This window comes from Nocardioides sp. NPDC004968 (assembly GCF_040608935.1).
Classification (GTDB): Bacteria; Actinomycetota; Actinomycetes; order Propionibacteriales; family Nocardioidaceae; genus Nocardioides.
The window spans coordinates 47,839-73,104 of the sequence record NZ_JBEXJF010000013.1 but is presented as its reverse complement, the minus strand read 5'-3'; the positions used below and the strand labels follow the sequence as shown (position 1 = coordinate 73,104).

General features: G+C 69.5%; 21 protein-coding genes. 10 read left to right on the top strand and 11 right to left on the bottom strand.

Annotated features, from left to right (window positions below; genetic code table 11):
- Window positions 1-7: 7 nt before the first annotated feature.
- Both ABZU72_RS14895 and purL read left to right on the top strand, forming a co-directional pair.
- Entirely contained in the window at window positions 8-676 is a 669-nt protein-coding gene (locus tag ABZU72_RS14895) for a hypothetical protein (protein WP_355019615.1), read from the top strand.
- Between the two features lie 41 nt (window positions 677-717).
- On the top strand, window positions 718-3,006 hold the full coding sequence (gene purL / locus ABZU72_RS14890) for a phosphoribosylformylglycinamidine synthase subunit PurL (RefSeq protein WP_355019614.1): 2,289 nt from the start codon (window positions 718-720) through the stop codon (window positions 3,004-3,006).
- Here purL and ABZU72_RS14885 read toward each other — a convergent pair.
- On the bottom strand, window positions 2,925-3,674 hold the full coding sequence (locus tag ABZU72_RS14885) for a DUF2306 domain-containing protein (protein WP_355019613.1): 750 nt from the start codon (window positions 3,672-3,674) through the stop codon (window positions 2,925-2,927). The two genes, purL and ABZU72_RS14885, sit on opposite strands and share 82 nt — an antisense overlap.
- Before the next feature lie 103 nt (window positions 3,675-3,777).
- Here ABZU72_RS14885 and ABZU72_RS14880 point away from each other — a divergent pair, with 103 nt between their 5' ends.
- Complete coding sequence (locus ABZU72_RS14880) at window positions 3,778-4,509, top strand: TetR/AcrR family transcriptional regulator (RefSeq protein ID WP_229788632.1); 732 nt, start codon at window positions 3,778-3,780, stop codon at window positions 4,507-4,509.
- A gap of 20 nt (window positions 4,510-4,529) precedes the next feature.
- Window positions 4,530-5,585, top strand: a complete 1,056-nt coding sequence (locus tag ABZU72_RS14875; RefSeq protein WP_355019612.1) for a CAP domain-containing protein — start codon at window positions 4,530-4,532, stop codon at window positions 5,583-5,585.
- 3 nt (window positions 5,586-5,588) lie between these two features.
- Here ABZU72_RS14875 and ABZU72_RS14870 read toward each other — a convergent pair whose 3' ends face one another.
- From ABZU72_RS14870 to ABZU72_RS14860, 3 genes are read right to left on the bottom strand one after another with little or no spacing between them, the layout of a single operon-like run.
- The gene (locus ABZU72_RS14870; protein WP_355019611.1) at window positions 5,589-7,091 is read right to left on the bottom strand and encodes a DHA2 family efflux MFS transporter permease subunit; all 1,503 of its coding nucleotides are present in this window, start codon (window positions 7,089-7,091) and stop codon (window positions 5,589-5,591) included.
- A 54-nt stretch (window positions 7,092-7,145) separates the two neighbouring features.
- The gene (locus ABZU72_RS14865) at window positions 7,146-7,952 is read right to left on the bottom strand and encodes an ABC transporter permease (protein WP_355019610.1); all 807 of its coding nucleotides are present in this window, start codon (window positions 7,950-7,952) and stop codon (window positions 7,146-7,148) included.
- Window positions 7,949-8,974, bottom strand: a complete 1,026-nt coding sequence (locus ABZU72_RS14860; protein ID WP_355019609.1) for an ATP-binding cassette domain-containing protein — start codon at window positions 8,972-8,974, stop codon at window positions 7,949-7,951. Before ABZU72_RS14860 ends, ABZU72_RS14865 begins: the two co-directional genes overlap by 4 nt.
- Before the next feature lie 212 nt (window positions 8,975-9,186).
- Here ABZU72_RS14860 and ABZU72_RS14855 point away from each other — a divergent pair, with 212 nt between their 5' ends.
- Window positions 9,187-10,143: a YafY family protein gene (locus ABZU72_RS14855; RefSeq protein ID WP_355019608.1), complete on the top strand. Its 957-nt coding sequence runs from the start codon at window positions 9,187-9,189 to the stop codon at window positions 10,141-10,143.
- On the opposite strand, the gene ABZU72_RS14850 is transcribed toward ABZU72_RS14855, so the two are convergent.
- The 3 genes from ABZU72_RS14850 to ABZU72_RS14840 are packed head-to-tail and all read right to left on the bottom strand — an operon-like array spanning window position 10,123 to window position 12,219.
- Window positions 10,123-10,683: a GNAT family protein gene (locus ABZU72_RS14850; protein ID WP_355019607.1), complete on the bottom strand. Its 561-nt coding sequence runs from the start codon at window positions 10,681-10,683 to the stop codon at window positions 10,123-10,125. The genes ABZU72_RS14855 and ABZU72_RS14850 overlap by 21 nt on opposite strands.
- A gap of 8 nt (window positions 10,684-10,691) precedes the next feature.
- Window positions 10,692-11,480: a serine hydrolase gene (locus ABZU72_RS14845; protein ID WP_355019606.1), complete on the bottom strand. Its 789-nt coding sequence runs from the start codon at window positions 11,478-11,480 to the stop codon at window positions 10,692-10,694.
- 10 nt (window positions 11,481-11,490) lie between these two features.
- On the bottom strand, window positions 11,491-12,219 hold the full coding sequence (locus ABZU72_RS14840) for a hypothetical protein (protein ID WP_355019605.1): 729 nt from the start codon (window positions 12,217-12,219) through the stop codon (window positions 11,491-11,493).
- Window positions 12,220-12,282: 63 nt separating this feature from the next.
- On the opposite strand from ABZU72_RS14840, the gene ABZU72_RS14835 reads away from it, so the two are divergent.
- Both ABZU72_RS14835 and ABZU72_RS14830 read left to right on the top strand, forming a co-directional pair.
- Window positions 12,283-12,639 carry a sterol carrier family protein gene (locus ABZU72_RS14835; protein ID WP_355019604.1) on the top strand — a complete coding sequence of 119 codons (357 nt, stop codon included), beginning with the start codon at window positions 12,283-12,285 and terminating at the stop codon, window positions 12,637-12,639.
- 9 nt (window positions 12,640-12,648) lie between these two features.
- Entirely contained in the window at window positions 12,649-13,998 is a 1,350-nt protein-coding gene (locus ABZU72_RS14830) for a dipeptidase (RefSeq protein ID WP_355019603.1), read from the top strand.
- Here ABZU72_RS14830 and ABZU72_RS14825 read toward each other — a convergent pair.
- The 3 genes from ABZU72_RS14825 to ABZU72_RS14815 form a co-directional block, all read right to left on the bottom strand.
- Window positions 13,995-15,728 (bottom strand): ATP-binding protein, encoded by a 1,734-nt coding sequence (locus ABZU72_RS14825; protein ID WP_355019602.1) that lies wholly within the window; start codon window positions 15,726-15,728, stop codon window positions 13,995-13,997. The two genes, ABZU72_RS14830 and ABZU72_RS14825, sit on opposite strands and share 4 nt — an antisense overlap.
- Window positions 15,729-15,937: 209 nt before the next feature.
- A complete protein-coding gene (locus ABZU72_RS14820; RefSeq protein WP_355019601.1) occupies window positions 15,938-17,779 on the bottom strand; it encodes a HAMP domain-containing sensor histidine kinase in 1,842 nt (613 codons plus the stop codon).
- Between the two features lie 47 nt (window positions 17,780-17,826).
- Complete coding sequence (locus tag ABZU72_RS14815; protein ID WP_355019600.1) at window positions 17,827-19,716, bottom strand: HAMP domain-containing sensor histidine kinase; 1,890 nt, start codon at window positions 19,714-19,716, stop codon at window positions 17,827-17,829.
- 179 nt (window positions 19,717-19,895) lie between these two features.
- On the opposite strand from ABZU72_RS14815, the gene purF reads away from it, so the two are divergent.
- Window positions 19,896-21,413, top strand: coding sequence for an amidophosphoribosyltransferase (gene purF, locus ABZU72_RS14810; RefSeq protein ID WP_355019599.1), 1,518 nt, complete (start codon window positions 19,896-19,898; stop codon window positions 21,411-21,413).
- Window positions 21,414-21,427: 14 nt separating this feature from the next.
- Complete coding sequence (gene purM, locus ABZU72_RS14805) at window positions 21,428-22,489, top strand: phosphoribosylformylglycinamidine cyclo-ligase (protein ID WP_355019598.1); 1,062 nt, start codon at window positions 21,428-21,430, stop codon at window positions 22,487-22,489.
- Between the two features lie 108 nt (window positions 22,490-22,597).
- On the opposite strand, the gene ABZU72_RS14800 is transcribed toward purM, so the two are convergent.
- Window positions 22,598-24,751 (bottom strand): PhoX family phosphatase, encoded by a 2,154-nt coding sequence (locus ABZU72_RS14800; protein ID WP_355019597.1) that lies wholly within the window; start codon window positions 24,749-24,751, stop codon window positions 22,598-22,600.
- 288 nt (window positions 24,752-25,039) lie between these two features.
- On the opposite strand from ABZU72_RS14800, the gene ABZU72_RS14795 reads away from it, so the two are divergent.
- The gene (locus ABZU72_RS14795; RefSeq protein WP_160026710.1) at window positions 25,040-25,231 is read left to right on the top strand and encodes a DUF3073 family protein; all 192 of its coding nucleotides are present in this window, start codon (window positions 25,040-25,042) and stop codon (window positions 25,229-25,231) included.
- The last annotated feature ends 35 nt before the right edge of the window (window positions 25,232-25,266 follow it).

The window sequence follows — 25,266 nt, the reverse complement described above, 5'->3', positions numbered from 1 at the left end:
GGGACCTGTGCGGCAGCGACGCGATCGGGTGACGCCGGTCCTCTTCGCGATCACGGTCATGCTCGCGCTGACGGTCGCCGGGATCATCCATGTCGCTCACGGCGGCGAGGTGATCGGGCCCTTCGCGGTCGCCGACCAGGTCAGCTCGACCACCAAGCAGGTCAACACGCCATACGTCTGCTGGGACGGTAGCGGTTCCGGCTCCCTGACCCGGTGCCCGGACCCGCGCGGTGCGGACGGCCTGAAGTGGGTCTTCCCGGGCTACGAGGACGCCTTCCGGAGTGGTGATTGCGCCCAGGGGGAGACCGGCGATGGCGACCCTTCGACAAGCTCAGGACATCGCCTCTTCGTGGAGTGCTCGATGTCCTGGCGCGGCACCCAGGTCTACCTCCACTACGCCTACTGGAGCGAGTGGCAGACCGGTCAGAGGAAGTACGCCGCCACCGGCTCGACCCCGAGGATCGAGCAGCGCCTCGACGGCGCGATGTCGCTCTCCTGGCGCCCGCGCCGGTTGCCCACCCCGCACGGCGAGGCCTCCTGGGTCACCGCCGAGATGGTGCAGGGTCACGGCTGGAGCGTCGCCGCCTACGCCGGGGACGGCGAGGTGGCTCGGCAGGCGCTCCATGAGTTCGGTGAGATCCGCGACCTGCGGCAGTGGCGCGGGCTGCCCCGCTGAGGACTCGGGGGATTGGGCACTTCTGACGTAGATTTCTGCCCGTGACCGAGACTTCGTCCGCTGCCGTTGAGTCCGATCTTCCGCTCCTGGACACCGTGCACCACGCTGCCGGTGATCCCGACCGAGAGCAGCCCTGGGCCGAGCTCGGCCTGAAGGAGGACGAGTACGCCGAGATCAAGAGCATCCTCGGCCGCCGGCCGACCGGCGCGGAGCTGGCGATGTACTCGGTGATGTGGTCGGAGCACTGCTCCTACAAGTCCTCCAAGGTGCACCTGAAGCAGTTCGGCGAGATCCCGCAGGAGACCCCGGCCGGCAAGATGCTCGCCGGCATTGGTGAGAACGCGGGCGTGCTCGACGTGGGGCAGGGCTATGCGGTCACCTTCAAGGTCGAGTCCCACAACCACCCCTCCTACGTCGAGCCCCACCAGGGCGCCGCGACCGGCGTCGGCGGCATCGTCCGCGACATCCTCGCGATGGGCGCGCGGCCGGTCGCCGTCATGGACCCGCTGCGGTTCGGTCCCCTGTCCGAGCCCGACACCCACCGGGTGCTGCCCGGGATCGTGTCGGGCGTCGGCCACTACGGCAACTGCCTGGGTCTGCCCAACATCGGCGGCGAGGCGGTCTTCGACGCCTCCTACCTCGGCAACCCGCTGGTCAACGCGCTCTGCGTCGGTGTGCTGCGTCACGAGGACCTCCACCTCGCCAAGGCGTCGGGCGCCGGCAACCTGGTGATCATGTACGGCGCGCGCACCGGCGGCGACGGCATCGGCGGCGCTTCCATCCTCGCGAGCGTCGAGTTCGACGAGGACGGTCCGGCCAAGCGCCCGAGCGTCCAGGTCGGCGACCCGTTCATGGAGAAGCTGCTGATCGAGTGCACCCTCGAGCTCTTCGCCGCCGGCATCGTGCGCGGCATCCAGGACTTCGGTGCGGCCGGCATCTCGTGTGCCACCTCCGAGCTCGCCGCTGCCGGTGACGGCGGCATGCACGTGCACCTCGAGCGGGTGCCGCTGCGCGACTCGACGCTCGCTCCGGAGGAGATCCTGATGAGCGAGTCGCAGGAGCGGATGATGGCGGTCATCGCGCCCGAGGACGAGGCGACCTTCATGGACATCTGCGCCAAGTGGGACGTGGAGGCGGCCGTGATCGGCACCGTGACCGGCGAGGGCCGGCTGCGCGTCGACTGGCACGGCGAGACCATCGTCGACGTCGACCCGACCACTGTGGCCCACGACGGCCCCGTCTACGAGCGCCCCTACGCCCGCCCGTCGTGGCAGGACGCGCTGCAGGCCGACGTGGCCGAGAAGCTCCCGCGTGCGGCCTCGGCCGACGAGCTCCGCTCGACCGTCCTCCAGCTGGTCGCCTCGGAGAACCTGTGCGACAAGTCCTGGATCACCGAGCAGTACGACCGCTACGTGCGCGGCAACACCGTCCTGTCCCAGCCTGCCGACGGCGGCATGATCCGCGTCGACGAGTCGACCAACCTCGGTGTCGCGCTCGCCACCGACGCCAACGGGCGCTTCGCCAAGCTGGACCCCTATGCCGGCGCCCAGCTCGCCCTCTCCGAGTCCTACCGCAACGTAGCGTCCGTCGGCGCCAAGCCGCTGGCCATCTCCGACTGCCTCAACTTCGGCTCCCCGGAGGACCCCGACGTGATGTGGCAGTTCGCCGAGGCCACCCGCGGTCTGAAGGACGCCTGCCTCGAGCTCGGCATCCCGGTTACCGGCGGCAACGTCTCCCTCTACAACCAGACCGGCGAGACCGCCATCCACCCCACGCCGGTGGTCGCGACGCTCGGTGTGATCGAGGACGTCACCACGCGTACGCCTTCGGACTTCCAGGCGGCCGACGAGGTCGTCGTCCTGCTCGGTGAGACCCACGAGGAGCTCTCCGGCTCGGAGTGGGCCCACGTCGTCCACGGTCACCTCGGCGGGCTGCCGCCCAAGGTGAACCTGGCGGCCGAGAAGGCGCTCGCCGAGCTGCTGCTGGAGGCGCGTTTCGTCACCTCCGCCCACGACCTCTCCGACGGCGGCCTGATGCAGGCGCTGGCCGAGCCGGCGATGTCGTCGGGCATCGGCGTCTCGGTCACGCTCGCCGGCGACCCGTTCGTCGCGCTCTTCTCGGAGTCGGTCGCCCGCGCGATCGTCACCGTGAAGGCCGCCGACGTCGAGCGGCTCACCTCGCTGGCCGAGCGCCACGGGGTCGCGTCGACGCAGCTCGGTGTGACGGGTGGCGCTGCGTACTCGGTCTCCTATGACGGCGGCAGCGTCGAGATCCCGCTCGAGGAGCTCACCGGTGTCTGGCGCTCGACCCTGCGGGACGCACTGGCCTGATCGGTGCGTCGCCGGCGCGGCTTGCGGTGGATGATCCACTCGGCGATCAGCAGGTTCACGACCCAGCTGACCCACGCTGAGGCCGCGGCGGCGCTGGCGAGGGTGGGGTCGTCGGTGCCGAGGTCGGCGCCGTTCGCGAGGTCCGGCACGAAGATCATGATCAGGACGGTGCCCCAGAAGCGGTTGGCGATGATCGAGAACGCCATCGCATAGCTGCGGTACATCCATTCGCGGTGGTCCTTGAAGCGACGCTGCCGCGCGGCCCGGTAGCCCTGCACGGTGAACAGCAGGAACAGCACGGCCAGGAACGTGTTGCCGACCTGCTGGGACGGTCCTGCGGCGGGGAACTGGCTGGTGACCAGTGCACCCACGCCGGTGGGGATCGCGGTGACGACATAGGTGCGACCGGTCCAGCGGTGCACCTTTGGATGGTTGGCGCGCAACCACGGCCACAGCTGGAGTACGCCGCAGCAGAGCATCACCGAGCCGAAGAAGATGTGCGTCACCAGCGCGGGGTAGAAGGCCGGCCCGCGGTCGGTCTCGACGAGCGACTGTGACGGGTCCAGTCCGACGTACCGCGGCAGCGCCGTCACCAGGAAGATCACCGTCGCGGCGGCCAGCGGGAAGACCCACCACTGGCGCGCCAAAGGTCGTTTCAAAGTGCTCATGAGCCGTCCGATCTAATAGCGTACGTGATTAACAGTTTATAGAGTACGCAGAAGAAAGGGCCGGTCAACCCGTTTCTGGAGGGAGCAGGGCATGATGGAGGTGATGAGTTCCGACCTGATCCCTCGTCTGTGGGGCAAGTCCCCGCCCGGCCGGCGCGGCCCCAAGCCGGCGCTGAGCGCCGCCCAGATCGTCGAGGCCGCGTACGTCATCGCTGATGAGCAGGGTCTTGCTGCCGTCTCGATGGCTCGGGTCGCCGAGGCGCTGGGCTGCTCGCCGATGGCGCTCTATCGGCACGTGAAGAACAAGGACGAGCTGCTCATCCTGCTCGCCGACCGGCTCTGTGCGGAGCTGGTGGAGCCGGCGCGCGACCTGGGCTGGCGCGATGGTCTGGCGGCCTGGATGCGCGCGCAGGTCGACCTGTCTCTGAGTCGGCCGTGGTTCCTCGATCTGCCCCTCGTCGGCACGCTTCCCGGACCGAACCGCCTCGCCTGGATCGATCTCGGGTTCTACTACCTCCGAGAGGTGACGTTGCCCCCGGAGGAGAAGATGGCGATTCTCGGCATCATCTCGCAGTACGCCTTGGGTGAGGCGAGGATCGAGGTCGAGTCTGCCCGGTTCGAGGACAACCCCTATGCGAGGTTCGAGGAGATGCTCGTGACGTACGCGGATCCGGAGCGTTTCCCGAACCTGATGGAGTCGATGGCCGCCTGGCGGCCTGCTGGGCCTGGCGCGGAGTCCGACTCCGACGACCCGTCGGCTTTTGGGCAGAGCCTGCTGATGGCCGGGATCGCGGCCCACATCGAGCGCCACCTCGGGCGCAGCACTCCCAAGTAAAGGTAGATACCCTGGCGGGGATGTTCCCCCACCTGCATCGCCCCGTGTCCTATGTCCTCGCTCTGCTGTTGGCTGCTGCCGCGCTGCTCGTCAGCGCTGGTCCGGCGTCCGCGGGGGAGGGCGGAACGATCAAGCGGCTGGCGAACTCCGCTCGTGCCGACGCGGGCCTGGACCCGCTGACGCGCGACTCCGCACTCGACGGTCTGGCGCGGAAGTGGGCCTACAAGATCGCTGCCGACCGGGCGCTCTCGCACAACCCCGACCTCGCCGAGCAGGTGCCGGAGGGGTGGCAGGGAGTCGGGGAGAACGTCGCCATGGGCTATCGGACCGGCGCGGAGATGCACCGGGGCTGGATGAATTCCGATGGGCACCGGGCCAACATCCTGGGCGACTACACCCACATCGGGATCTCCTTCGTGGAGGTCGACAACACCACCTGGGGCGTCCAGGTCTTCGCCAAGTACCCGCCGGGCGTGCGGCCGACCGAGAAGCCGAAGGCCACCGGTGCGCCGGCGCCGACCGCCCCAGCGGAGACCAAGGCCCCGACTCCCCGGCAGACCGCGAAGCCCAAGAAGTCGGCGACGGCTTCGCCCACCCCCTCGCGTACGCCCTCCGCGTCCGTTTCCGCGTCTCCGTCGACGTCGCCTTCGGCGTCAGCCTCCGAGTCGGAGTCTTCCTCGGCCCCGCCCGTGGGCGACTCGGAGACGGCGGGCCCGGTGACGTTCACCGACGCCTCGGACGGTCCGACCCCTGCCTCCAGCGGGCTGTTCGGGATCGGCTTTGTCGAGATCGCCGTCGGGCTGCTCGCGCTGTCAGGGCTGGGGCTGCTCATCTCTCTGCTTCTGGCCCGGCGCCGGCGCCGCGAACCGCCCCGGCCTGACATGCAGGGCCCTCGGCACGCCCGGCCCGTCGGGCCGTACCCCGGTGGCGGACCGGTCTATCGGGGCCAGGTCCATCCCGCCGGACCCGGTCCCGGTCACCCCAACCCGGGTTACCCGAACCCTGGTCGCCCGAACCCTGGTCGCCCCAACCCGGGCGGCCCCAAGCAGTATCCCGGCGACCGCCGCCCCTGGTAGGAACTAGTCGGCGACCGCGGCGGGGACAGGCCGCGGGCTGCCGACGGAGACGCTCCGAGCCGACGGCGTACGCCGGAAGACGAGGAATGCGACCACGCCCGAGATCGCCATCATCGTGACCGGCAGCCAGAACGCGACCTGCAGGGCCTCGGCGGCCAGTGGCGCGACCGCTGCTCGCTCGGCGGGAGCGAGGGAGCTGAGCGCTCCGATGCCGTCGCTGCCCAGTCCGGGAAGGCGGGACGAGAGCGCGGCGGCCAGGAGCACCGAGACGCCGGCGGTGCACAGGGCGGTGGCGACCTGGTTCAGCACGTTGATCATCGTCGAGCCGGCCGGGATGGCGCTGTCCTCGAGGTAACGGGTGGCGATGGTCATGGTCGGCAGCATCACGAACCCGGCGCCCGCGGTCGCGATGGCATGGGTCGTGGCCAGGGCCAGCATCGGCGCGTCCGCGCTCAGCTGGAGCGCCAGGGCGCCGAAGCCCAGGGTGGAGATCACGATGCCCGAGCCGATCACCGGCAGCGGCGGGAAACGGTCGATGAGGCGGCCGGAGACCTGGATCATGATCCCGGCCGCGATGCCGGCCGGAGCCATCAGCAGTCCTGCGGTGGTCGCGGACTCGCCGCGTACGACCTGCCAGTAGAGCGGCACCAGGATCATCGAGCCGAAGTAGCCGCCGGCGAAGCAGACCAGCAGCGCGGCGCTGCCGCCGGTCAGGGGTCGGGCGAGGAGCCGGATGTCCAGCAGGGGAGCGGCGGCGCGGAGCGCGTGCCGGACGAAGAGCGCCACCAGGACGATCCCGGCCCCGATCGGGACCAGCACCTGAGCCTCGAACAGCGTGCCCTCCGCGAACGAGGTGCCCAGCACGAGGAGAGCCATCGCGGGCGGAAGCAGGAGCAGGCCGCGTACGTCCAGGCGGGCGCTCGGGCCGCGCTCCAGACGCGGCAGGTTGCGCATCCCGAGGACGAGGCCGATCAGACCCAGCGGCAGGTTGATCAGGAACATCCACCGCCACGACATCGTGTCGAGCAGCCAGCCGCCCAGCACCGGCCCGAAGACGGGACCGACCAGCACCGGCAGGCCCATCAGGGCCATCAGCCGGCCACGCTCCTCGGGCGGCGCCGAGCGCAGCGTCAGGGTCATCGCGGCCGGCATGACGAATCCGCCGCCGAGCCCCTGGAGCACCCGGAACGCGATCAGCGACTCGACGTTCCACGAGGCCGCGACCAGGCCGGATCCGATCGTGAAGACGCCGATCGCGGTCAGGAAGACCTGGCGGGCGCCGAACCGGCTGATCGCCCAGGCCGCGGCCGGGATGACCGTTGCCAGGGCGAGCGTGTAGCCGGTGGCGACCCACTGGATCACCGGTAGCGAAGCGCCCGTCTCCTGGGAGAGACGGGCGATCGCGACCGCGACGATCGTGATGTCGATCGGGATCATCACCGTGCCGGCGATGACGGTGAGCACGATCGTTGTCGGGCTCGGGGCCGTGCGGGATTGGGGCGTCATGCGTCCAGTGTGGAAGCTAAAGTGAACTTGAGGTCAAGGGGTTTCGGCCCGACCTCAGCTCGACCTCTCCATCGTCCGTACGCCGACGAGCACCCCGCCCACCGCGACGGCAGCGGCCGCGACGAAGCCGCCGATGACGACATCGGCCTGGAACTGACCGGCGAAGAGCGCCCGCTCGGCCTCCACGACGTACGTCATCGGGTTGATGTCGCTGAGGAACCGCAGCCAGCCGGGCGCGCCGTCGAGGGGGAGGAGGACTCCCGAGAGGAGCAGCAGCGGGAAGATCAGCATCTGCTGGACCGTCCAGAAGACCCAGTCCTGCTCCTTCGCGGCGGTGGCCAGGGCGAAGCTGAGCGCACCCAGGCCGATCGCGAAGAGCGAGACGATGACGGCTCCGACCAGGACTCCGCCGAGGTGGAGGTCGAAGCTGAACGGGGTCACCACGGCGAGGATGACGACCGTCTGGAACAGCACCGGCACGACCTCCTTCAGGGCCCGCCCGACCAGCAGGGACGGCCGTGAGAGAGGCGAGACGAGCAGCCGCTCGTGGGAGCCGGAGCGGATCTCGGCGGTCAGGTCGGCGCCGGTCATCGAGGCGCCCATCAGCGCGGTCATGACGACGATGCCCGGCACGAACCACTGCAGCGCGCTGCCGCTCTCGACGGCGGGCAGGAGTGGCGCGAAGAGGGCCAGGAAGACCAGCGGCTGCATCATCGCGAAGAGCATGGAGGCGGGCTGGCGCAGCTTGGGCGTGAGCTCGCGGAGCAGCACGGTCCAGGTGTCGGTGAGGAAGCCGGTCGGGCGGCTCGGCACTCGGGTGGTGCTCCGTACCTGTGCGGTCGGGACGGTGAGGGTGGTCATGCTGCTGCTCCTTCGGTCTGGGTGGTGGCGGACTGGGAGGTGGACTGGGACGACTCGCGCAGGCTGCGGCCGGTCAGGTCGAGGAAGACGTCGTCGAGGGTGGGGGTGTGGACCTCCATCCGGATCGCGGGGGTGCCGTGGGCGGCCAGGTCGATGGTCAACGCCGGCGCGCTGTCGGCACCGCGCGGTGTGCGGATCGAGACCTGTGTCCCGGCACGCTCGATGACGGTCGGACCGGACAGCGCCGCCTCGGCGCGGGCCGCGGCGGCCGTGGCGTCCGCCTCGGTGCCGAAACCGAGGAGCACCAGGTCGCCGAGCCTCTCCTTGAGCCGGGTGGCGGTGTCGTCGGCGATCACCACGCCGTGGTCGATGACGATCACCCGTCCGGCGAGCGCGTCGGCCTCCTCGAGGTAGTGGGTGGTGAGCACGATCGTGGTGCCGTCCTCGTGGAGTCGGCGGATCTGCTCCTGCAGGTTGGCGCGGTTCTGCGGATCGAGGCCGGTCGACGGCTCGTCGAGGAACAGCACCTCGGGGTGGTTGAGCAGCCCGATCGCGATGTCGAGCCGCCGCCGCTGGCCGCCGCTGAGCGTCTGGACCGGGCGGTCGGCGTACTCCTGCAGGTCGAAGGCCACGAGCAGCTCCTCGATGCGCGCCTTCGCGGCGGCGCGCGGGATGCCGTGGGCGCGAGCCTGGGACATCAGCTCGTCGCGGCCGCGCTGGATGAACGCGGCGGCGTTGCCCTGGCCGACGTAGCCGATCGAGCGCCGGACGGCGCCGCGTGAGCGGACGACGTCGTGGCCCGCTACCTCGGCGGTGCCGGAGGTGGGCGGGATGAGGGTGGTCAGCATCCGCAAGGTGGTGGACTTGCCCGCTCCGTTCGGGCCGAGGAAGGCGACGAGCTCGCCTTGGTGGATCTCGAGATCGAGCCCGCGTACGGCCTCGACGGTCTTCTTGCTTCGGGTGAAGTGCCTGGTCAGCGCCTGAGTGCGGATCACCGGCCGCTGGTTGCTGTGGTTCGTCATGTCTCCAGTCTCTGAAGTCATCCGGTCAGCTTCTGTCCTCTTTCGAAACTTTCTTCCGAGTTCCGGTTTAGAAGTCCGACGAGTGGGTATGAAAGGGGTAGCGCGGCGTCGGTCGGCTCGAGGAGGGGGCGAGCCGACCGTCCCGCGGGCTCGACCAGGTTCCCGGGAAATCAGGCCACGAACTGACCGGAATGGCATCTAAGGTCGGACTCATGAGTACGAGCGCCCGGATGCTGCAGCTCCTCTCCCTGCTGCAGACCCACCGTTTCTGGCCCGGCACGGAGCTGTCCGTACGCCTCGAGGTCAGCGACCGTACGCTGCGGCGCGACATCGAGCGGCTGCGCGACCTCGGCTATGACGTCGACGCCACCCGAGGAGTGGCCGGCGGCTACCAGCTCAGGGCCGGTAATGCGCTGCCGCCGTTGCTGCTCGACGACGAGGAGGCGGTCGCGATCGCGGTCGGGTTGCGCACCGCGGCTGCCGGCATGGTCGCGGGGATGGGGGACATCTCCGCCCAGGCGCTGGGGAAGGTCGTCGCGCTGATGCCGCCGCGGCTGCGACGGCGGATGGACGCGGTCACCTCGCAGACCGACTCCATCCCGTGGGGCGGCCGGGTGCCGCTGGACGCCGGCGTGCTCGGGATCCTGGCGCAGGCCTGCCGCGACGACGAGGTGCTCACCTTCACCTATCAGGCGCCCGAGGCCGAGCCGACCCAGCGCCGCGTCGAGCCGCACCGGCTGGTCACGCTCGGCAACCGCTGGTATCTCCTCGCCTACGACCGGGTCCGCCAGGACTGGCGCTCCTTCCGCGTCGACCGGGTCAGCGACCCGATGACCACCGGCCAGATGTTCCGTCCCCGCGAGATCCCGGGCGGGGACGCGGCGACGTACGTGCAGGCGGGGATCCGCGCCCGCCCGGCAGCCCACGACGTCTGCGTCCTCTTCGGCATCGAGCCTGACGTGGTCGCGCGGCGGGTGGGGCGCTGGGGCGAGGTCGAGCCCGCCGAGGGTGGCTGCCGGTTGCGGATGCAGGTCGACGATCTGAGCTGGCCGATGATGATCCTCGCCGGCGTCGAGGCCGACTTCACGGTCGAGCAGCCCGCCGAGCTGGCCGAGCTGGTCAAGCAGGCGGGGGAGCGGTTCGTCCGCTCAGGCCCCGTCACGTCCTGATCGGGCCGGCCACTCCTCGCGCAGGAGCCCGTAGACCACCAGGTCCCGGCGCCCGCCCGGATAGGCCTGCGCGCCGCGCATGGTGCCCTCGTGGGTGAAGCCGAGACGCTCGGCGACCGCACGGCTGCGCTTGTTCATGACCGAGGTGTCGATGATCGCCCGGGCGATGTCGTACTCGTTGAAGAGGGTGTCCAGCAGCGCCGAGACGGCCCGGGTGATCAGGCCGCGGCCCTCGTATGCCTCGCCCAGCCAGTAGCCGATCGTGGCCGATTTCTCGTAGAGGTTGATCCGCGCGGTCGTGGCCCCGGCCACCTCGCCGTCCTGGCGGATGACGCACGGGATCGCCTCGCCCTGGACCCACTGGCCCAGCAGGTAGGTGCCGAACCCGGCGACGCTGAGCATGGTCTGCTGTCCGTGAGCCCACGGCTCCCATTCGCGGAGGTGGTCGAGGTTGGCGTTGATGAGCTTGTGGACGGCGAAGTCGGTCGATCGGTCACGCAGGACCATCTCCGCGCCGTTCCCGAGGTCGATGCTGAACAACTGATCTCCTACCGTGCCGGACCGGGACCTGGAGCGTAGCCGCCCTGCAACGCATCCAGGATCAGCGTGCCGTACGCCCGCATCTGAGCCAGCACCGGGATGACCTCACCCTGGAAACGGCAGATGACCGCGTACGCCGCCTGCCGGCCACCGACGTCGAGCAGCCCGACCTCGGCGCGGACGCCGTCGTCGGTGCCGGTCTTGCTCCATACCCGCAGGTCGCCCAGATCGGTGGGGGAAGGGTCGGTGTGGGACAGCGGGTCCAGGCCGAAGGCCGCGGAGACCATCGACAGGTCGGTGGACGGCGCCAGCCAGGACAAGACGGTGGGGTGCGGCGTACGGAAGTAGGCGACCCAGTCGGCGGCACAGCCGACGGAGAGCATCGGCGGGTCCTCGGGCCTGCGTACGTCCCGGACCGAGTCGTTCAGCATCGACCCGCCCGCGGCCAGCCGCCGCGCGACGGCCTGGACCGGAGCCAGGCCGACGTGGTCGAGGAGAACGTTGGTGGCCAGGTTGTCCGAGACCGCGCCGACCAGCCGGGCGCAGTCGTTCATGGTCAGCGAGGGGGCGTCGAGGTGTTGCCACAGGCCGCTGTCGGCGACCGGCGTGACGCTGTCCTTGCGCAGCAGCAGCTGCCCCAGCGACGGGTCATCGTCGAGCAGCTCGGCGAGGTGGTGCAGCAGGAAGATCTTGGCGACGCTGGCGGCCGGCAGCAGCAGGTCCGGAGTGGACTCGACCAGGGTCTCACCGGAGCCGGTGTCGACCGCGAGGATCGACCATTCCGTCCGTGAACTCATGCAACGGAGCCTAAACAGCTGAGGATGACTGGTCCTCGCGCAGCTCGCCGACGACCTGGATCTTCTGCCAGATCTTGCGGGAGAGGTCGACGGTGAGGCCCTCGACGGTGCTGACCGTGTCCAGGACGACGTTGTCCTGGGAGTCCTCGGCGCACAGCGCGGCCGTCTTGCCGACGAGGCTGAGCAGCTCGGAGCAGTACTCCAGGTAGTGGATCAGCTGGTCGGCGTCGAGGGTGAACTGGACGCTGGCCGAGGTCTCCTTGAACCCCGTACGCAGCCGCTCGGGGTCCTTGGTGAGCTGGTGCATGTCGATGATGTGGGCCAGCGAGCGCAGCCGGTGCAGCAGCTTCAGCGCGCGCGACCGCAGCAGCCGCTCCGGGATCGTGTAGAGGAAGAAGATCGCGACCGCGGCGAAGATCAGGTCGTTGACGGTGCTCTCCATCAGCGGCAGCCACTGGACCCCGGTGAGCGTCTCGTCGCCGAACGCCGTCGCCAGGCCCCAGATGATGGCGGCCAGCGTCAGCGCGAGGACCGCAACGATCAGCACGCGGGAGGCCGCGCGCGTCCACACCAACCGTTGCCGGAGCCGGTCCCCGACGCCGGAGGACTCCCTGATCAGGCCGGCCAGCTCCTCGGCGACCTTCACCAGACCGCGGTCGGGGAAGCGTGCCGCGATCCGTCCGTGCAGCGTCTCGACGGTCTTCAGCACCATCTCCGACTCGAGTCTCTCCAGTCCCACGTCAACGGAGCGTAGTGGTCGCGCGCCGCCGCGGTGGGCAACTGCCGCAGATAGGGTGTCGATGTGCCAGCACGACTCAAGCCCGCGGCCGCCGCCGACGTGGCCGATGCTCTGGATCGCGTACGCGCCGACGAGCCCGCCAAGGCAGATCTCCGCCTCCTCGCCAAGCACTTCCTCGCCGTGCTCGAGGAGCGCGCGCCGGGCAGGAGTGTCGAGGTGCGCGTCCCGCCGTACGCCGCGGTGCAGTGCATCGAAGGGGTCAGGCACACCCGCGGCACGCCGCCGGCGGTGATCGAGACCGACGCGGTCACCTGGATCACCCTCGCCACCGGGGCGATGACCTGGTCCGATGCCGTCGATCAGGGCCGGGTAAGGGCCTCAGGAGAACGCACCGACCTGTCGCCGTACCTCCCCTTGTAATCTCACCCTATGACCCTCTCCACCGAAGACATCAAGGCCCGTGTAGACGACCTCTTTCCCGGGATCCGCAAGGACCTCGAGGACCTGGTGCGGATCGAGTCCGTCAGCGCGGACCCCGAGCGCCTGAGCGAGGTCGAGAAGAGCGCGGAGAAGACCCGCGACCTCTTCGCGGCCGAGGGCTTCGACGTGGAGATCGTACGCGCCTTCGACGGCGCCCCGCCGGCCATCGTCGGTGAGAAGAAGGGCCCCGAGGGTGCCCCGACGGTGCTGCTCTACGCCCACCACGACGTCCAGCCGGAGAACGACCACGCCGACTGGGACACCCCGCCGTTCGAGCCCACCGAGGTCGGCGACCGGCTCTACGGGCGCGGTGCGGCCGACGACAAGGCCGGCATCGCGGCCCACATCGGCGCGGTCCGGGCTCTGGGTGACGACCTCCCGGTCACCGTGCGCCTCTTCATCGAGGGCGAGGAGGAGGTGGCCTCTGCGACGCTGCCCCAGCTGCTCGAGAAGCACCAGGACAAGCTGAGGGCCGACGTCATCGTCATCGCCGATTCCGGCAACTGGGACATCGGCGTCCCGGCCCTGACGACGTCGCTGCGCGGTCTGATCCGCGTCGACGTCGAGCTCCGCACCCTGGGTCACGCGGTCCACTCCGGCATGTGGGGCGGTCTGGCTCCCGACGCGATCATGGCCCTCGTACGCCTCCTCAACACCCTCTGGGACGAGGACGGCGCTCCCGCGGTGGAGGGGCTCGTCTCGGGTCCGGCGGCCGACGTCGACTACCCCGAGGAGCGGCTCCGCGCCGAGTCCGGGGCGCTCGCCGGCCTGCAGTGGGTCGGCAAGGGCAGCGCCGTCGAGCGGATGTGGACGCAGCCGGCGATCACGATCACCGGTCTGGACGCCCCCAAGGTCGACGGCGCCTCCAACACGCTGTCCCCGACCGCGCGCGCCAAGGTCACCATCCGGATCGCCCCCGGCGACACCGGCGAGAACGCCGTCGCCGCCCTCACCCAGCACCTGGAGAAGCACGTCCCGTGGGGCGCCGAGCTCACCACCAAGGTCGTCGACACCGGTGAGCCGATCGCCCTGGACGCGACCGGCCCCGCCTACGACGCGGCCCGTGCCGCCTTCACCGAGGCCTGGGACGGCACCGCCCCGATCGACATGGGCGTGGGCGGCTCGATCCCGTTCATCGCGGAGTTCCTCGAGGCGTTCCCGCAGGCCAGCGTGCTGGTCACGGGCGTCGAGGACCCCGACACCCGCGCCCACGGTGCCAACGAGGGGCTCCACCTCGCCGAGTTCCGGAGGGTCGTCGTCGCCGAGGCGCTGCTGCTCCAGAAGCTGGGAAGCTCCTAGCTCCCAGGCAGCGTCAGCGCCACCCGGGTGCCCTCACCAGGGCGTGAGTCGAGCTCGACCAACCCGTGGTGGCGCCTGGTGATCTGCTCGACCAACGTCAGCCCGAGCCCAGCTCCGCGTGAACCACCCAGCGCGGAGTTGGAGCCTCGGTAGAACGGGTCGAAGACCTCCGGCTGCTCCTCGTAGGCGATGCCGACGCCGGCGTCGGCGACGATGATCGTGACCTCGCTGCCGGCGCTGTAGAGCATCACCTGCACCCGCGAGCCGCGGTAGCTGTAGGTCAGCGCGTTCTTCACCAGGTGCAGGAAGGCCGCACGAAGCTCGCGCGGGTCACCGACGACGTACGCAGGTCCGGTCGGGGTCGTCAGGACGCACTCGATGTCCTTCTGCGCTGCGTCGGGATCGAGCTCGTCGAGCACGTCGTCGAGCATCTCGGAGACCTCGATCGTGGTCTCGCCAGGGGCGTTGGCTGGGTCGCGGATTCGGGAGAGGAGCAGCAGGTCGCTGACGATGCCCTCGATCTGGGCGCTGCGTACGGTCAGCGTCTCCACCTGGACGATCCACGGCAGGGTGTTGGCGTGCTCGCCGGCCAGCGCGTTGAGCGAGGTGCCGAGCGCGTTCACCGGGATCCGGAGCTCGCGGGCGACGGCCTCGATCAGCCGGTTGCGTTCGCGGTCGGCGTGGGCGAGCTGCTGGGCGAGGTCGCGCTCCTGGGTGTAGGCGTTGGCGGTGAGCACGATGCGTCCGAAGTCGCGGCCCAGCTCCATCGCCAGCCGGCCCTCGGCGTCGGTCCAGGTGGGCCGCCCGGGCGAGCGGAGCAGGACGATGTGGCCGAGCCATTCATGGTCGGCGCCGACGGGTACGACCAGGGCGCTCTCCGCTCCCAGGGTCTCGAAGAACTTGTTGGCGACGGTGGCCTGCTCGTTCCACTCCGAGGAGTCCGCGATCCGCTCGCGGCACAGGATCGAGTAGGTGCCCTCCGCCCAGTAACGCGAGGTGTTCCGCGAGGTGAGCGCGGCCAGGCCCGGGTCGGGGTCCCAGTCGAGGCCCGGGGTCGCGTGCACGACCATCTCGTTGTGGGGGCCCTTGGTCGCCATCCAGATCCCGTCGGCGCCCAGACCGCGGATCAGCGCGTCGTGGCTGGCGTCGAGCACGTCGGCGAGGCTGAGCTTGGAGCTGGCGTCGCGCAGGAACTCCTTGGCGGTCTCGAGGTTCGCGGCGCGCTCGTAGAGCCGCTCGCGCTCGAGGTAGCCGCGCACGACCCGCTGGGCGCGCTTCGCGAACCGGTTGAGCACCCGGCGCTGGGTGAAGTCGGGCCGTCGGCCGCTGACCGGCATGTCGACCGAGAGACAGCCCTGGATGGAGCCGTCGTCACCGAGGATCGGCGCGATCAGCATGTCGTGGGGGTGCCACGCGTCGGGGGCGTCGATCATGTTGGTGGTGGAGACCCAGCTGCCCTCGTGAAGGTTCACCCGCTCCTGGGGGACGAACCGCCAGGAGCCCCAGTTCTCGCCGCGGGAGAGGTTGTCACGCAGGTCGGAGAGCGCCCACCGGGTGCCGAGGATCTCCTCGGCCGTCTGCCGTCGCCCGTGTGCGTTCAGACCGCTGGTGAAGCCGTGGACCGCGACCACCTCGAGCTCGTCGCCGCGGACGACGTTGATCGCGGAGATGCCGAAGCCGAGCAGCTCGCAGATGCCTTCGGAGATCATCTGGAGTGCGGGATCTGCCACCGGCAGCGACGTCCTGCTCGGCGTGCTCGCAGGCACGTCGAGGGCATCGACTGACTGTGGTGGGGGCATCCTTGCTCTCGGGTAGGTCGGTCAGGGAGGGTGTTGCAACTGCGTGGCAGTCCTGAGGACCTGGGCACCACGGAGTGTTGCACGAAACGCGCGCGCTGTGCAGCCGTAGGCGACCGTCTCGACCAGATTGTGACGTTTGGTTAACCATGCGAGGTGGCGTCGTTGGCCAACGGAAGGACGAGGGAGACGCGGGTGCCGGTGCCGGGCTCCGAGCGCAGCGTGACGCGGCCGTCGTGGCGGCGCGCGACCCGGTCGACGATGCTGAGCCCGAGGCCGACGCCCTTCCGGCCGCCGATCGCCTGGCTGGACCCGCGGTAGAACTCGGTGAAGACCTGGATCTGCTCCGCCGCCGGGATGCCGACCCCGTTGTCGGTCACCGAGATGGCCGCCTCGCTGGCGCTCTCCACGATGTAGAGCCGCACGTGGCCGCCGCGGTGGGTGTAGACCAGCGCGTTGTCGACCAGCCGGAGGATCGCCGCCTTGATCTCGCTGCGGTCGCCCAGCACCTGGACGCTGCGCGAGGGCACGTCGAGGCTCACCTCGATGCCACGCTTCTCCGACTCGTACGTCCTCTGCTCGAAGATCTCCTGCAGGAGCGAGGTCAGGTCGACGTAGGTCAGCGTCGGGCGCGAGGAGGGGTCGGAGAAGCGGGAGAACAGCAACAGGTCGTCGACCATCGCGACCAGCTGGTCGGACCGGCTGATCAGGTTGCCGACCTGCTGGAACCAGGTCGGCGATCCGCGGTCCTCGTGACGCATCGCGTCGATGCCGGTGGTGAGGGCGGTCAGCGGGTTGTGCAGCTCCTGCGCGACGGCCTCGATGAGCCGGCTGTGCACCTTGTCGGCGGTGGCGAGCCTCTGGGCGAGGTCACGCTCCTGGGTGTAGGCGTTGGAGGTGAGCACGATGCGCCCGAAGTCGCGACCGAACTCCATCGCGAGGCGCCCCTCGGCGTCGGTCCACCGCGGCCGGCCCGAGCCACGCACCAGCACGAGATGACCCAGCGCGGTGGTCTCCACGCCGATCGGCACGACCAGGAGCGAGTCGGCCCCGACGGCATCGAGGAACTCGATGCCGAGCCTGGCGAACTTCCTTCGCTCGGCACCACCGTGATGCAGCGTGTGGAGGAGCAGCTCGCGGTTGACGATGGCGTGCTGGCCCTCGTTCCACAGCCGAGTGCTCTGGTAGGCCTGACCGGCCGCGATGTTGCTCTCGGTGGCGGTCCACCCCAGGCCGGGCGAGGCGTACGCCACGGACCCGCCCTCGCCGTCCTGGGCCTGCACGTAGAGGCCGTCGGCGTCGAGACCGCGGCTCATCGCCTCCTGGGTGGCCTCGAGCACCCCGGTGAGACCGAGCTGGGAGTTGGCCTCGCGCAGGAAGCTCTGGGCCTCGATCAGGTTGTTGGCCCGCTCCTCGAGGTATTCGCGCTGCAGGGTGAGCAGCACCGTACGCCGCGCCTGGCGGGCGAACCGGTTGAGGATCCGCTGCTGGCGCCGGCCGGGCCTGCGGCCGTTGGTCGGGCGGTCGATCGAGAGTACGCCGACGAGCTCGCCGTTCTCGTCGTAGAAGGGCGCCAGGAGCTCGTCGAGCCGGTGCCAGTCCTGCGGGTCCTTCAGGATGTCCTCGTCGGTGTCGGGGACCCAGTAGCCCTCCGCCTCACCGATGGTGTTCTTCTCGTGGGGCACGAACTTGATGTCGCCCCAGTCCACGGACATGTCCAGCAGGTCGGTGACCACCGAGACCGGGAACCGGGTGCCGAGCATCTCGGCGACGGTCATCTCGCCCTCGACGGTGTGGCCGCTCTCGTCCCCGTACGCCGCGACGATCTCGAACTCGTCCCCGCGACGGATGTTGATCACGGCGGCGCCGAAGCCGACGAGCTCGGTGACCCCCTCCGCGATCAGCTGCAGACCGGGATCCGGGCTCGGGTACGCCTCGGAGGCGCCGCTTGGCGCGTCCGGACCCTCTGAGGGCGTACTGGTCATGAGTTCTCCGCCGAGATGGAAACGCAACCCGTTACCGGTGCGTAAGGTTAAACAATGGGCAGCGTCACACGGAATGTGCTTCCCACACCAGGGGTCGAGTCGACGGATATCAGTCCGCCGCGTCGACTGACGATTCGAGACACGATCGTCAGACCGAGTCCGGTGCCCGGCTGTTTGAGGGCGGTGGGGTTGGTCGAACGGAAGAACTCGGTGAAGAGCCGGTCCTGGTCCTCCGGCGAGATCCCGAGGCCGTGGTCGGTCACCCGGAGCTCGAACCAGCCGGGGCTGGTGCGCGTGCTCACGATGACCTGACCGCCCTCGGGGCTGTATTTGATCGCGTTGGTGACCAGGTTGATCACCACCCGGTCCAGATCGCCCGGAGCAAGGGTCACGTAGACGTCGTCGGACGGCATCTCGAAGACGAGCTCGTGGGCGTCGCTGGTGGGCATCTCGGCGCTGAGCTGGCTGTGGACCTCCTCGAGCACGGGCGCGACCTGGATCGGCACCGTGGTCGGCAGGTGGTCGGGGTCGGAGACCTTCGACAGCATCGCCAGGTCGGCCACGATCTTCTCGGTGCGGTCGCGGTTGCGCGTCAGCGCGGTCAGCACCTCGGCGTACTCCTCCTCGGACTCCGCGTAGGGCAGCGACTCGATGTTCCACCGGAACGCGGAGAGCGGGTTCTTCAGCTCGTGGGCGACCGTCGCGATCAGCCGGCTCTTGTGGGCCTCGAGCTCGCGCAGGGAGTCGACCGCCGCCTTCTGGCGCAGGTAGGCCCTGGAGTTGTGGACCACGCGGCCGAAGTCGCGGCCGAGGTCGGCGGCCGTGATCAGCTCGAGCTCGCTCCAGTGGGGCTTGTCGGGACCGCGGCCGAGGAGCATCGCGCCGTACCACGTCTGGCCCGAGCCGATCGGGACACCGACGATCGAGCCGACCTTGTAGTGGCGGATCCAGTCGGTGATCAGCTGCTGCGTCTCCGGGTCGGGGTGGGGGAGCCGCTCGGCGCCGTCGGGGGTCTGCACGGTGATGCTGCGCTGGTCCCAGAGGTATTGCCCGTAGTCGACCATGAACGGGCTGGTCAGGTCCTCGATCGGGAGCTTGAAGTCCTCCCGGTAGACCTTGGTGCGGATGCCGCGGCCGCCCGGCTTGGACATGTGCAGCCAGAAGTCGGTCAGGTCGAGCACGTCGACCAGCCCGGTGCTCAGCGAGTTGAGGATCTCGTCGGGGTCCAGCTCGCGCCCGGCGCGGCGGATCACGTCGCGGGCGGCCTCGGCGAGGCGTACCTGCTCCGAGAGCTCCTCACGCTCCAGGGCGAGCAGGATGGCGCGCTGGGCCTGGGCTGCGTGCCGGCTGAGCACCGCCCGCTTCTCCATGTCCGGTCGGCGGCCGTCGGTCGGCAGGTCGACCATGAGTGCCCCGCGCAGCCGGCCGAGCGTATCGCGCAGCGGCGCGAAGAGCAGGTCGTGCGGGTCCCAGGAGTTGGGGTGGGGACCGCGGGCGATGTCCGGGGTCCAGCCGAGGGCCTGGGAATCGGCGTCGCGGCGTTCGGCGGGCACGAACTTGAACGAGCCCCAGTCGTCGGCTCGGGCCAGCTCCTTGTCCAGCTGGGCCACCGGGGTGGCGATGCCGAGGCTCCCGCTGCGTACGGACTCAGGCCCGGAGACCACCGCGATGTGGATATGGTCATCGGGCCTGGCGATGCTGATCGAGGCCACCTCGAAACCCGCGAGCGCGGTCAGGCTGTCGGCGATCAGCTGGAGGTCGGAGAGATCCTCGCCGGGGGTGAGCAGACCACCGATCTCGGCCAGATCGGTCGTGATCGTGGTCATCGTCGTGGTGAGGTCGCTTCTGGCGCGTTTCCCGCCCAACGGTGGTGGGGCGAATCCCGGTGGCACCGTCAGTCGGTGACCGCCGGCGGGCTTGGGCGCTGGAGAAGTCATCAGGTCGATTATCCGGGAAGACCGTCCCGGGCGGTAGGTCAGACGTGGATAGTTCTTTGCATTCGTGATCCCGAGACGTTCATGTGACCACTCTTACAGGACGGTCAAGGGTTCGGTGATCGCCGAAGGACGGCCTTACACTCGGTGCCGTGGTCAACCTCACCAGCTCAGGTAGGCACGTGTCCCGACGCAAGGGTGGCGACGGCCGGCTCACCGCCGCCCTCGACCCCCACGACCAGGGTCCTCAGGACCACTGCGGGGTCTTCGGTGTGTGGGCGCCGGGCGAGGACGTCGCGAAGCTGACGTACTTCGGCCTGTACGCGCTGCAGCACCGTGGCCAGGAGTCGGCGGGTATCGCGGTCAGCAACGGACGCCAGATCCTCGTCTACAAGGACATGGGCCTGGTCAGCCAGGTCTTCGACGAGCCGACCCTGGAGTCGCTCAAGGGCCACGTCGCCATCGGCCACGCCCGCTACTCCACCACCGGCGCCTCGGTGTGGGAGAACGCGCAGCCGATCTTCAAGCCGACGCCGGACGGCTCCGTCGCCCTCGGCCACAACGGCAACCTGATCAACGTCGCCGAGATGCGTTCGGCCGTCGAGGCGCTGCCCGAGCACTCCGAGGGCCGCCACGCCCCGGTCTCGACCAACGACACCTCCCTGCTCACCGAGCTGCTCGCCTTCCACCCCGACTCCTCGCTGGAGGCGCGCGCGCTGGAGGTGCTGCCGACGATCAACGGCGCCTTCTCGCTGGTGTGGATGAACGAGGACACCCTGTTCGCCGCGCGTGACCCGCAGGGCATCCGCCCGCTGGTGCTCGGCCGCCTCGACCGCGGCTGGGTGATCGCCTCGGAGGACGCCGCGCTGGCCACCGTCGGCGCGAGCGTGGTCCGCGAGGTCGAGCCCGGCGAGATGATCATCATCGACGAGTCCGGCCTGCGCTCGGTGCGGTTCGCCGAGGCCGACCGCAAGGGCTGCGTCTTCGAGTACGTCTACCTGGCCCGCCCCGACGCCAACATCGCCGGCCGCAACGTCCACGAGTCCCGCGTCGAGATGGGCCGCGAGCTGGCTCGCGAGTTCCCGGTCGACGCCGACCTGGTCATCCCGGTGCCCGAGTCCGGCATCCCCGCCGCGACCGGCTACGCGCTGGAGAGCGGCCTGCCCTTCGGTCAGGCGTTCGTGAAGAACGGCTACGTGGGGCGTACCTTCATCCAGCCCTCCCAGACCCTGCGCCAGCTCGGCATCCGGCTCAAGCTGAACGTGCTCGAGCACATGGTGCGCGGCAAGAAGGTCGTCGTGGTCGACGACTCGATCGTGCGCGGCAACACCCAGCGCGCCCAGGTGCGGATGCTGCGTGAGGCAGGCGCCCTTGAGGTCCACGTGCGGATCTCGTCGCCGCCCGTCAAGTGGCCGTGCTTCTACGGCATCGACTTCGCCACCCGCGCCGAGCTGATCGCCAACGGCCTCTCCGTCGACGAGATCGCCGCCTCGGTCGGTGCGGACTCGCTCGGATACATCTCCCTCGACGGGATGATCTCGGCGACCCGCCAGGAGCGCACCGCGCTCTGCACCGCCTGCTTCACCGGCGAATACCCCGTAGAGCTGCCCGACGAGAGCATGCTCGGCAAGCACCTCCTCGAGGTCTCGCTGCAGTCCCCGACCGAGGGCAAGGCCCTTCCGGTCCTGAACAACCCGTGATCGGAGATCTTGACGTGACTCAGAGCCAGAACGCGTACGCCGCAGCAGGTGTCGACATCCACGCCGGCGACCGCGCCGTGGATCTGATGAAGGTCTGGATCGAGAAGTCCCGGCGCCCCGAGGTGCTCGGCGGGGTCGGTGGCTTCGCCGGTCTCTTCGACGCGAGTGCCCTGAAGGCGTACGAGCGCCCGCTGCTGGCCACCTCCACCGACGGTGTCGGCACCAAGGTCGCGATCGCGCAGGCGCTGGACAAGCACGACACGATCGGGTTCGACCTGGTCGGCATGGTCGTCGACGACCTGGTCGTCTGCGGCGCCGAGCCGCTGTTCATGACCGACTACATCGCCACCGGGAAGGTCGTCCCGGAGCGGGTCGCGGCGATCGTCAAGGGCATCGCTGAGGCCTGTGTCGAGGCCGGCTGCGCGCTGGTCGGCGGCGAGACCGCCGAGCACCCGGGGCTGCTCGCGGCCGATGAGTACGACGTGGCCGGCGCGGCCACGGGCGTCGTCGAGGCCGACAACCTGCTCGGCGCGAACCTGGTCAAGGAAGGCGACGTCGTCCTCGCGATGGAGGCCTCCGGCCTGCACTCCAACGGCTACTCCCTGGTCCGCCACGTGCTGCTCAACTCCGGCGCCTACACGCTCGACGCGCAGGTCGCCGAGTTCGGCCGTACGCTCGGCGAGGAGCTCCTCACCCCGACCCGCGTCTACGCCAAGGCGTGCCTGGACCTGGCCCGCGGGACCCGGACCCACGCCATGTCCCACGTCACCGGAGGCGGCCTCGCCGCCAACCTGGAGCGGGTCATGCCGCCGGAGCTCTCCGCGCGCATCGACCGCACCACCTGGACCCCCGCGCCCGTCTTCGACCTCGTACGTCGCACCGGCTCCGTGGCGCTGGAGGATCTGGAGATGACCCTCAACTGCGGCGTCGGCATGGTCGCGCTGATCGACCCCGAGGACGTCGACGAGGCTGTACGCATCCTCGCCGGCTACGACATCCGCTCTTGGGCCGCCGGTGAGGTCACCGCCACCCCCGGCGGCAAGGTCGAGCTGACCGGCTCCTACGCCGGCTGGTGATCGCGTAGGAATACCCGGTTAACCGGGTATTCCTGCACTTCTCAGGCATTGCAACGCCTGAGAAGTGCAGGTTTCACCGGTTAACCGGGTATTCCGTCCCGCCGACGATCAGCGCTTGAAGACCTGCACGACCGACGGCCGCGGACCCGCGAACTCACCGACGGCGGCCTCGCCCTCCACGTAGTCGGGGAACAGCGAGCGCTGGTCGTCCCAGGAGCCATCCTCGCCCGGGTGCTGGACGGCGACGAAGACCGAGCCGTCGCGGTCGTGGATGACCGGACCGCAGGTCTCGGCGTCGCGAGGCACCGACAGGAACTGCTGGACCTTTCCTCGCTCGCGTCCCTCCAGCGGGACCTTGAACAGTCCGTCGCACTTCTGGATGGTGCTCGGTGCGCCGTCCGTGGAGATCCACAGGTTGCCCTCGGAGTCGAAGGCGAGGTTGTCGGGGCAGGAGATCGGCGAGACCTTGTCGGCCGGGTAGCCGGCGAAGTAGGTCGACTTGTTGGTCGCCGGGTCCCCGGCGACGAGGAGCAGCGACCAGGTGAACGTGCCGGCGGCCGCGTCACCGCGGGCCTCGGTGATCTCGACGATGTGGCCGTCACGGTTGGTGTTGCGCGGGTTGGGCTCGGTGGCCGACTCCTTGCCCACCTTGCCGCGGTCGGTGTTGTTGGTGCAGGCCACGTACACCTTGCCGGTCTTCGGCGACGGCTCCACGTCCTCGCAGCGGTCCATCTTGGTCGCGTTGACCTGATCGGCAGCCAGGCGGGTGTAGACGAGCACGTCGGCCACGGTCATGCCCGGGACCCGGCTCGCGCCGTTCAGAACCAGCGGCACCCACTGGCCGTACCCGTCGAACTTGCCGTCGGCCGGCAGCGTGCCCGAGCCGTCGATCTCGGCCGGGGCCGAGTCGCCGAAGAGGCGCGCGACGTAGAGGTCGCCCTCGGTGAGCAGGTCGAGGTTCGCGGCGCGGTTGCGCGGGTCGTACTTGCCCTTGGAGACGAACTTGTAGAGGTAGTCGAACCGCTCGTCATCGCCCATGTAGGCGACGGCGTGACCGGACTTGGAGATCGTGACGTTGGCGCCCTCGTGCTTGAAACGGCCGAGGTTGGTGTGCTTGCGCGGCGTCGAGGTCGGGTCGGTGGGGTCGATCTCCACGATGTAGCCGAACCGGTTCGGCTCGTTCTCGTAGCCCGCCTTGCGGGCGTCCCAGCGGTCCTCGACCGTCTCGAAGCCGTACGTCGTCTTCTCCCCGTTCGCGAGACCGTAGCGCTTGTCGCCGGCGCTGGTCCCGGCGGTCAGGAAGTAGCCGTTGAAGTTCTCCTCGCCGGTGACGATCGTGCCCCACGGGGTGGTGCCGCCGGCGCAGTTGCCGACCATGCCGGAGATCGTCTTGCCGGTCGGGTCGTCGACCGTCTTGAGCAGGTCGGATCCAGCGGCCGGTCCGGTGGCGGTGAAGGTCGTGGTGGCGGTGATCCGGCGGTTCTTGGGGGCACCCTGGACGTACGTCCACTTCTTGCCCTTGCGGGAGCGCTCCAGCTCCACGATCGAGAAGCCGTGAGCGGCCATGGCGATCTTCACGGCCTCAGTGGCGTCGAGGTCCGGCGGGAACATGATGCCGGCGTTGACGTACTCGTGGTTGTTGCAGAGCAGCGCCTTGGTGCCGGCGTTGTTGGTGACGATGATGTCGAGGTAGTCGGCGTTGTAGCCGAAGGCGAGCTCCTGCTTCGCGGCGGTCTGCGCGGAGGCGTCGAAAGGCTCGCCGCCAGCCAGGATCGGGTCGCCCCAACGCACGATCGGTTCCCAGGTGTAGCCGCGGGGCACGACGAACTTGTCGGTCTCGGCCGGCACCGGGGCGATCGGCGCGAACGGCAGGTTGCCGGGACGGCCGTGACCGTGGCCAGGCTTGGTCTGGAGGCCGCCTGCGGTCGCCGGAGCGGTCGCGGCGGCCGCGGCGGCGGGGGAGGCCGCGCCCAGCGCGATCGCTCCCGCGCCGATGCCGGCGAACCCGAGCATCTTGCGGCGGCTGAACACGGATCCCGCGATGTCGCGGAAGTACTCGTTGTCGGAGGTGTTGGGGGCGGGCTTGGCGCAAGCGCTGTCGCACTTGAGGGCGCAGGTCACCGCGCTGCGCTTGCCGCGCGTGTGTCCAGCCATGGGAAGCAGGGACAACATGGAGCGCCGGCCGTCGGTGACGGCGGGCGCAGCCTCGTCGCTGCACGAGGGACAGGCGGTGTCGGTCTGGATGTCGCTCAGTTCGGTCACTGCATTTCCGTTCAAGACGCGTTGTTGTCAGGTCTCCCAAGAATCGGAAGGGAGGCTATGCGCGGCGAGACAACCGTCCGACCCCTCAATCTGTCGTCCGGATGAACGGCGAATGACGAGTCGTCAGGCTCAGATTCGTGTGACCTCAGTAACATTCGCTCCTAGCGAACGGATTTTCGACACCCCGGCGTGCGGATTCTTGGCATGAACCGGTAGCGTTATCCCTACGAGAAACCTGTGAACAGCCCGGGACTATCCCGGCCAAGTGCGACGAGGGGGCTGGACCCTATGGGGCGCGGCCGAGCGAAAGCCAAGCAGACGAAGGTCGCACGCGACCTGAAGTACCGGACCTATGAGACGGACTTCGGGGCCCTTGCGCGCGAACTTCACGGTGATGAAGACACCAGTCAGAAGTCCGATCCGAAGCCGGACGACTACGACGACTGGTCGGACTACGACGCGGGATCCTCGCGCGACTAGGGTTTGTCGGCCAACGGCGGCAACGTCTTGGTCGA

Excerpts from the sequence above, each read along its gene's own strand:
- ABZU72_RS14795 (WP_160026710.1), top strand. The coding sequence starts at position 25,040 with ATGGGGCGCGGCCGAGCGAAAGCCAAGCAGACGAAGGTCGCACGCGAC.
- ABZU72_RS14830 (WP_355019603.1), top strand. The coding sequence starts at position 12,649 with ATGACCCTCTCCACCGAAGACATCAAGGCCCGTGTAGACGACCTCTTT.
- ABZU72_RS14875 (WP_355019612.1), top strand. The coding sequence starts at position 4,530 with ATGTTCCCCCACCTGCATCGCCCCGTGTCCTATGTCCTCGCTCTGCTG.
- ABZU72_RS14885 (WP_355019613.1), bottom strand. The coding sequence starts at position 3,674 with ATGAGCACTTTGAAACGACCTTTGGCGCGCCAGTGGTGGGTCTTCCCG.
- ABZU72_RS14820 (WP_355019601.1), bottom strand. The coding sequence starts at position 17,779 with ATGACCAGTACGCCCTCAGAGGGTCCGGACGCGCCAAGCGGCGCCTCC.
- ABZU72_RS14860 (WP_355019609.1), bottom strand. The coding sequence starts at position 8,974 with ATGACGAACCACAGCAACCAGCGGCCGGTGATCCGCACTCAGGCGCTG.
- ABZU72_RS14855 (WP_355019608.1), top strand. The coding sequence starts at position 9,187 with ATGAGTACGAGCGCCCGGATGCTGCAGCTCCTCTCCCTGCTGCAGACC.
- ABZU72_RS14845 (WP_355019606.1), bottom strand. The coding sequence starts at position 11,480 with ATGAGTTCACGGACGGAATGGTCGATCCTCGCGGTCGACACCGGCTCC.
- ABZU72_RS14865 (WP_355019610.1), bottom strand. The coding sequence starts at position 7,952 with ATGACCACCCTCACCGTCCCGACCGCACAGGTACGGAGCACCACCCGA.
- ABZU72_RS14870 (WP_355019611.1), bottom strand. The coding sequence starts at position 7,091 with ATGACGCCCCAATCCCGCACGGCCCCGAGCCCGACAACGATCGTGCTC.
- ABZU72_RS14880 (WP_229788632.1), top strand. The coding sequence starts at position 3,778 with ATGAGTTCCGACCTGATCCCTCGTCTGTGGGGCAAGTCCCCGCCCGGC.
- ABZU72_RS14815 (WP_355019600.1), bottom strand. The coding sequence starts at position 19,716 with ATGACTTCTCCAGCGCCCAAGCCCGCCGGCGGTCACCGACTGACGGTG.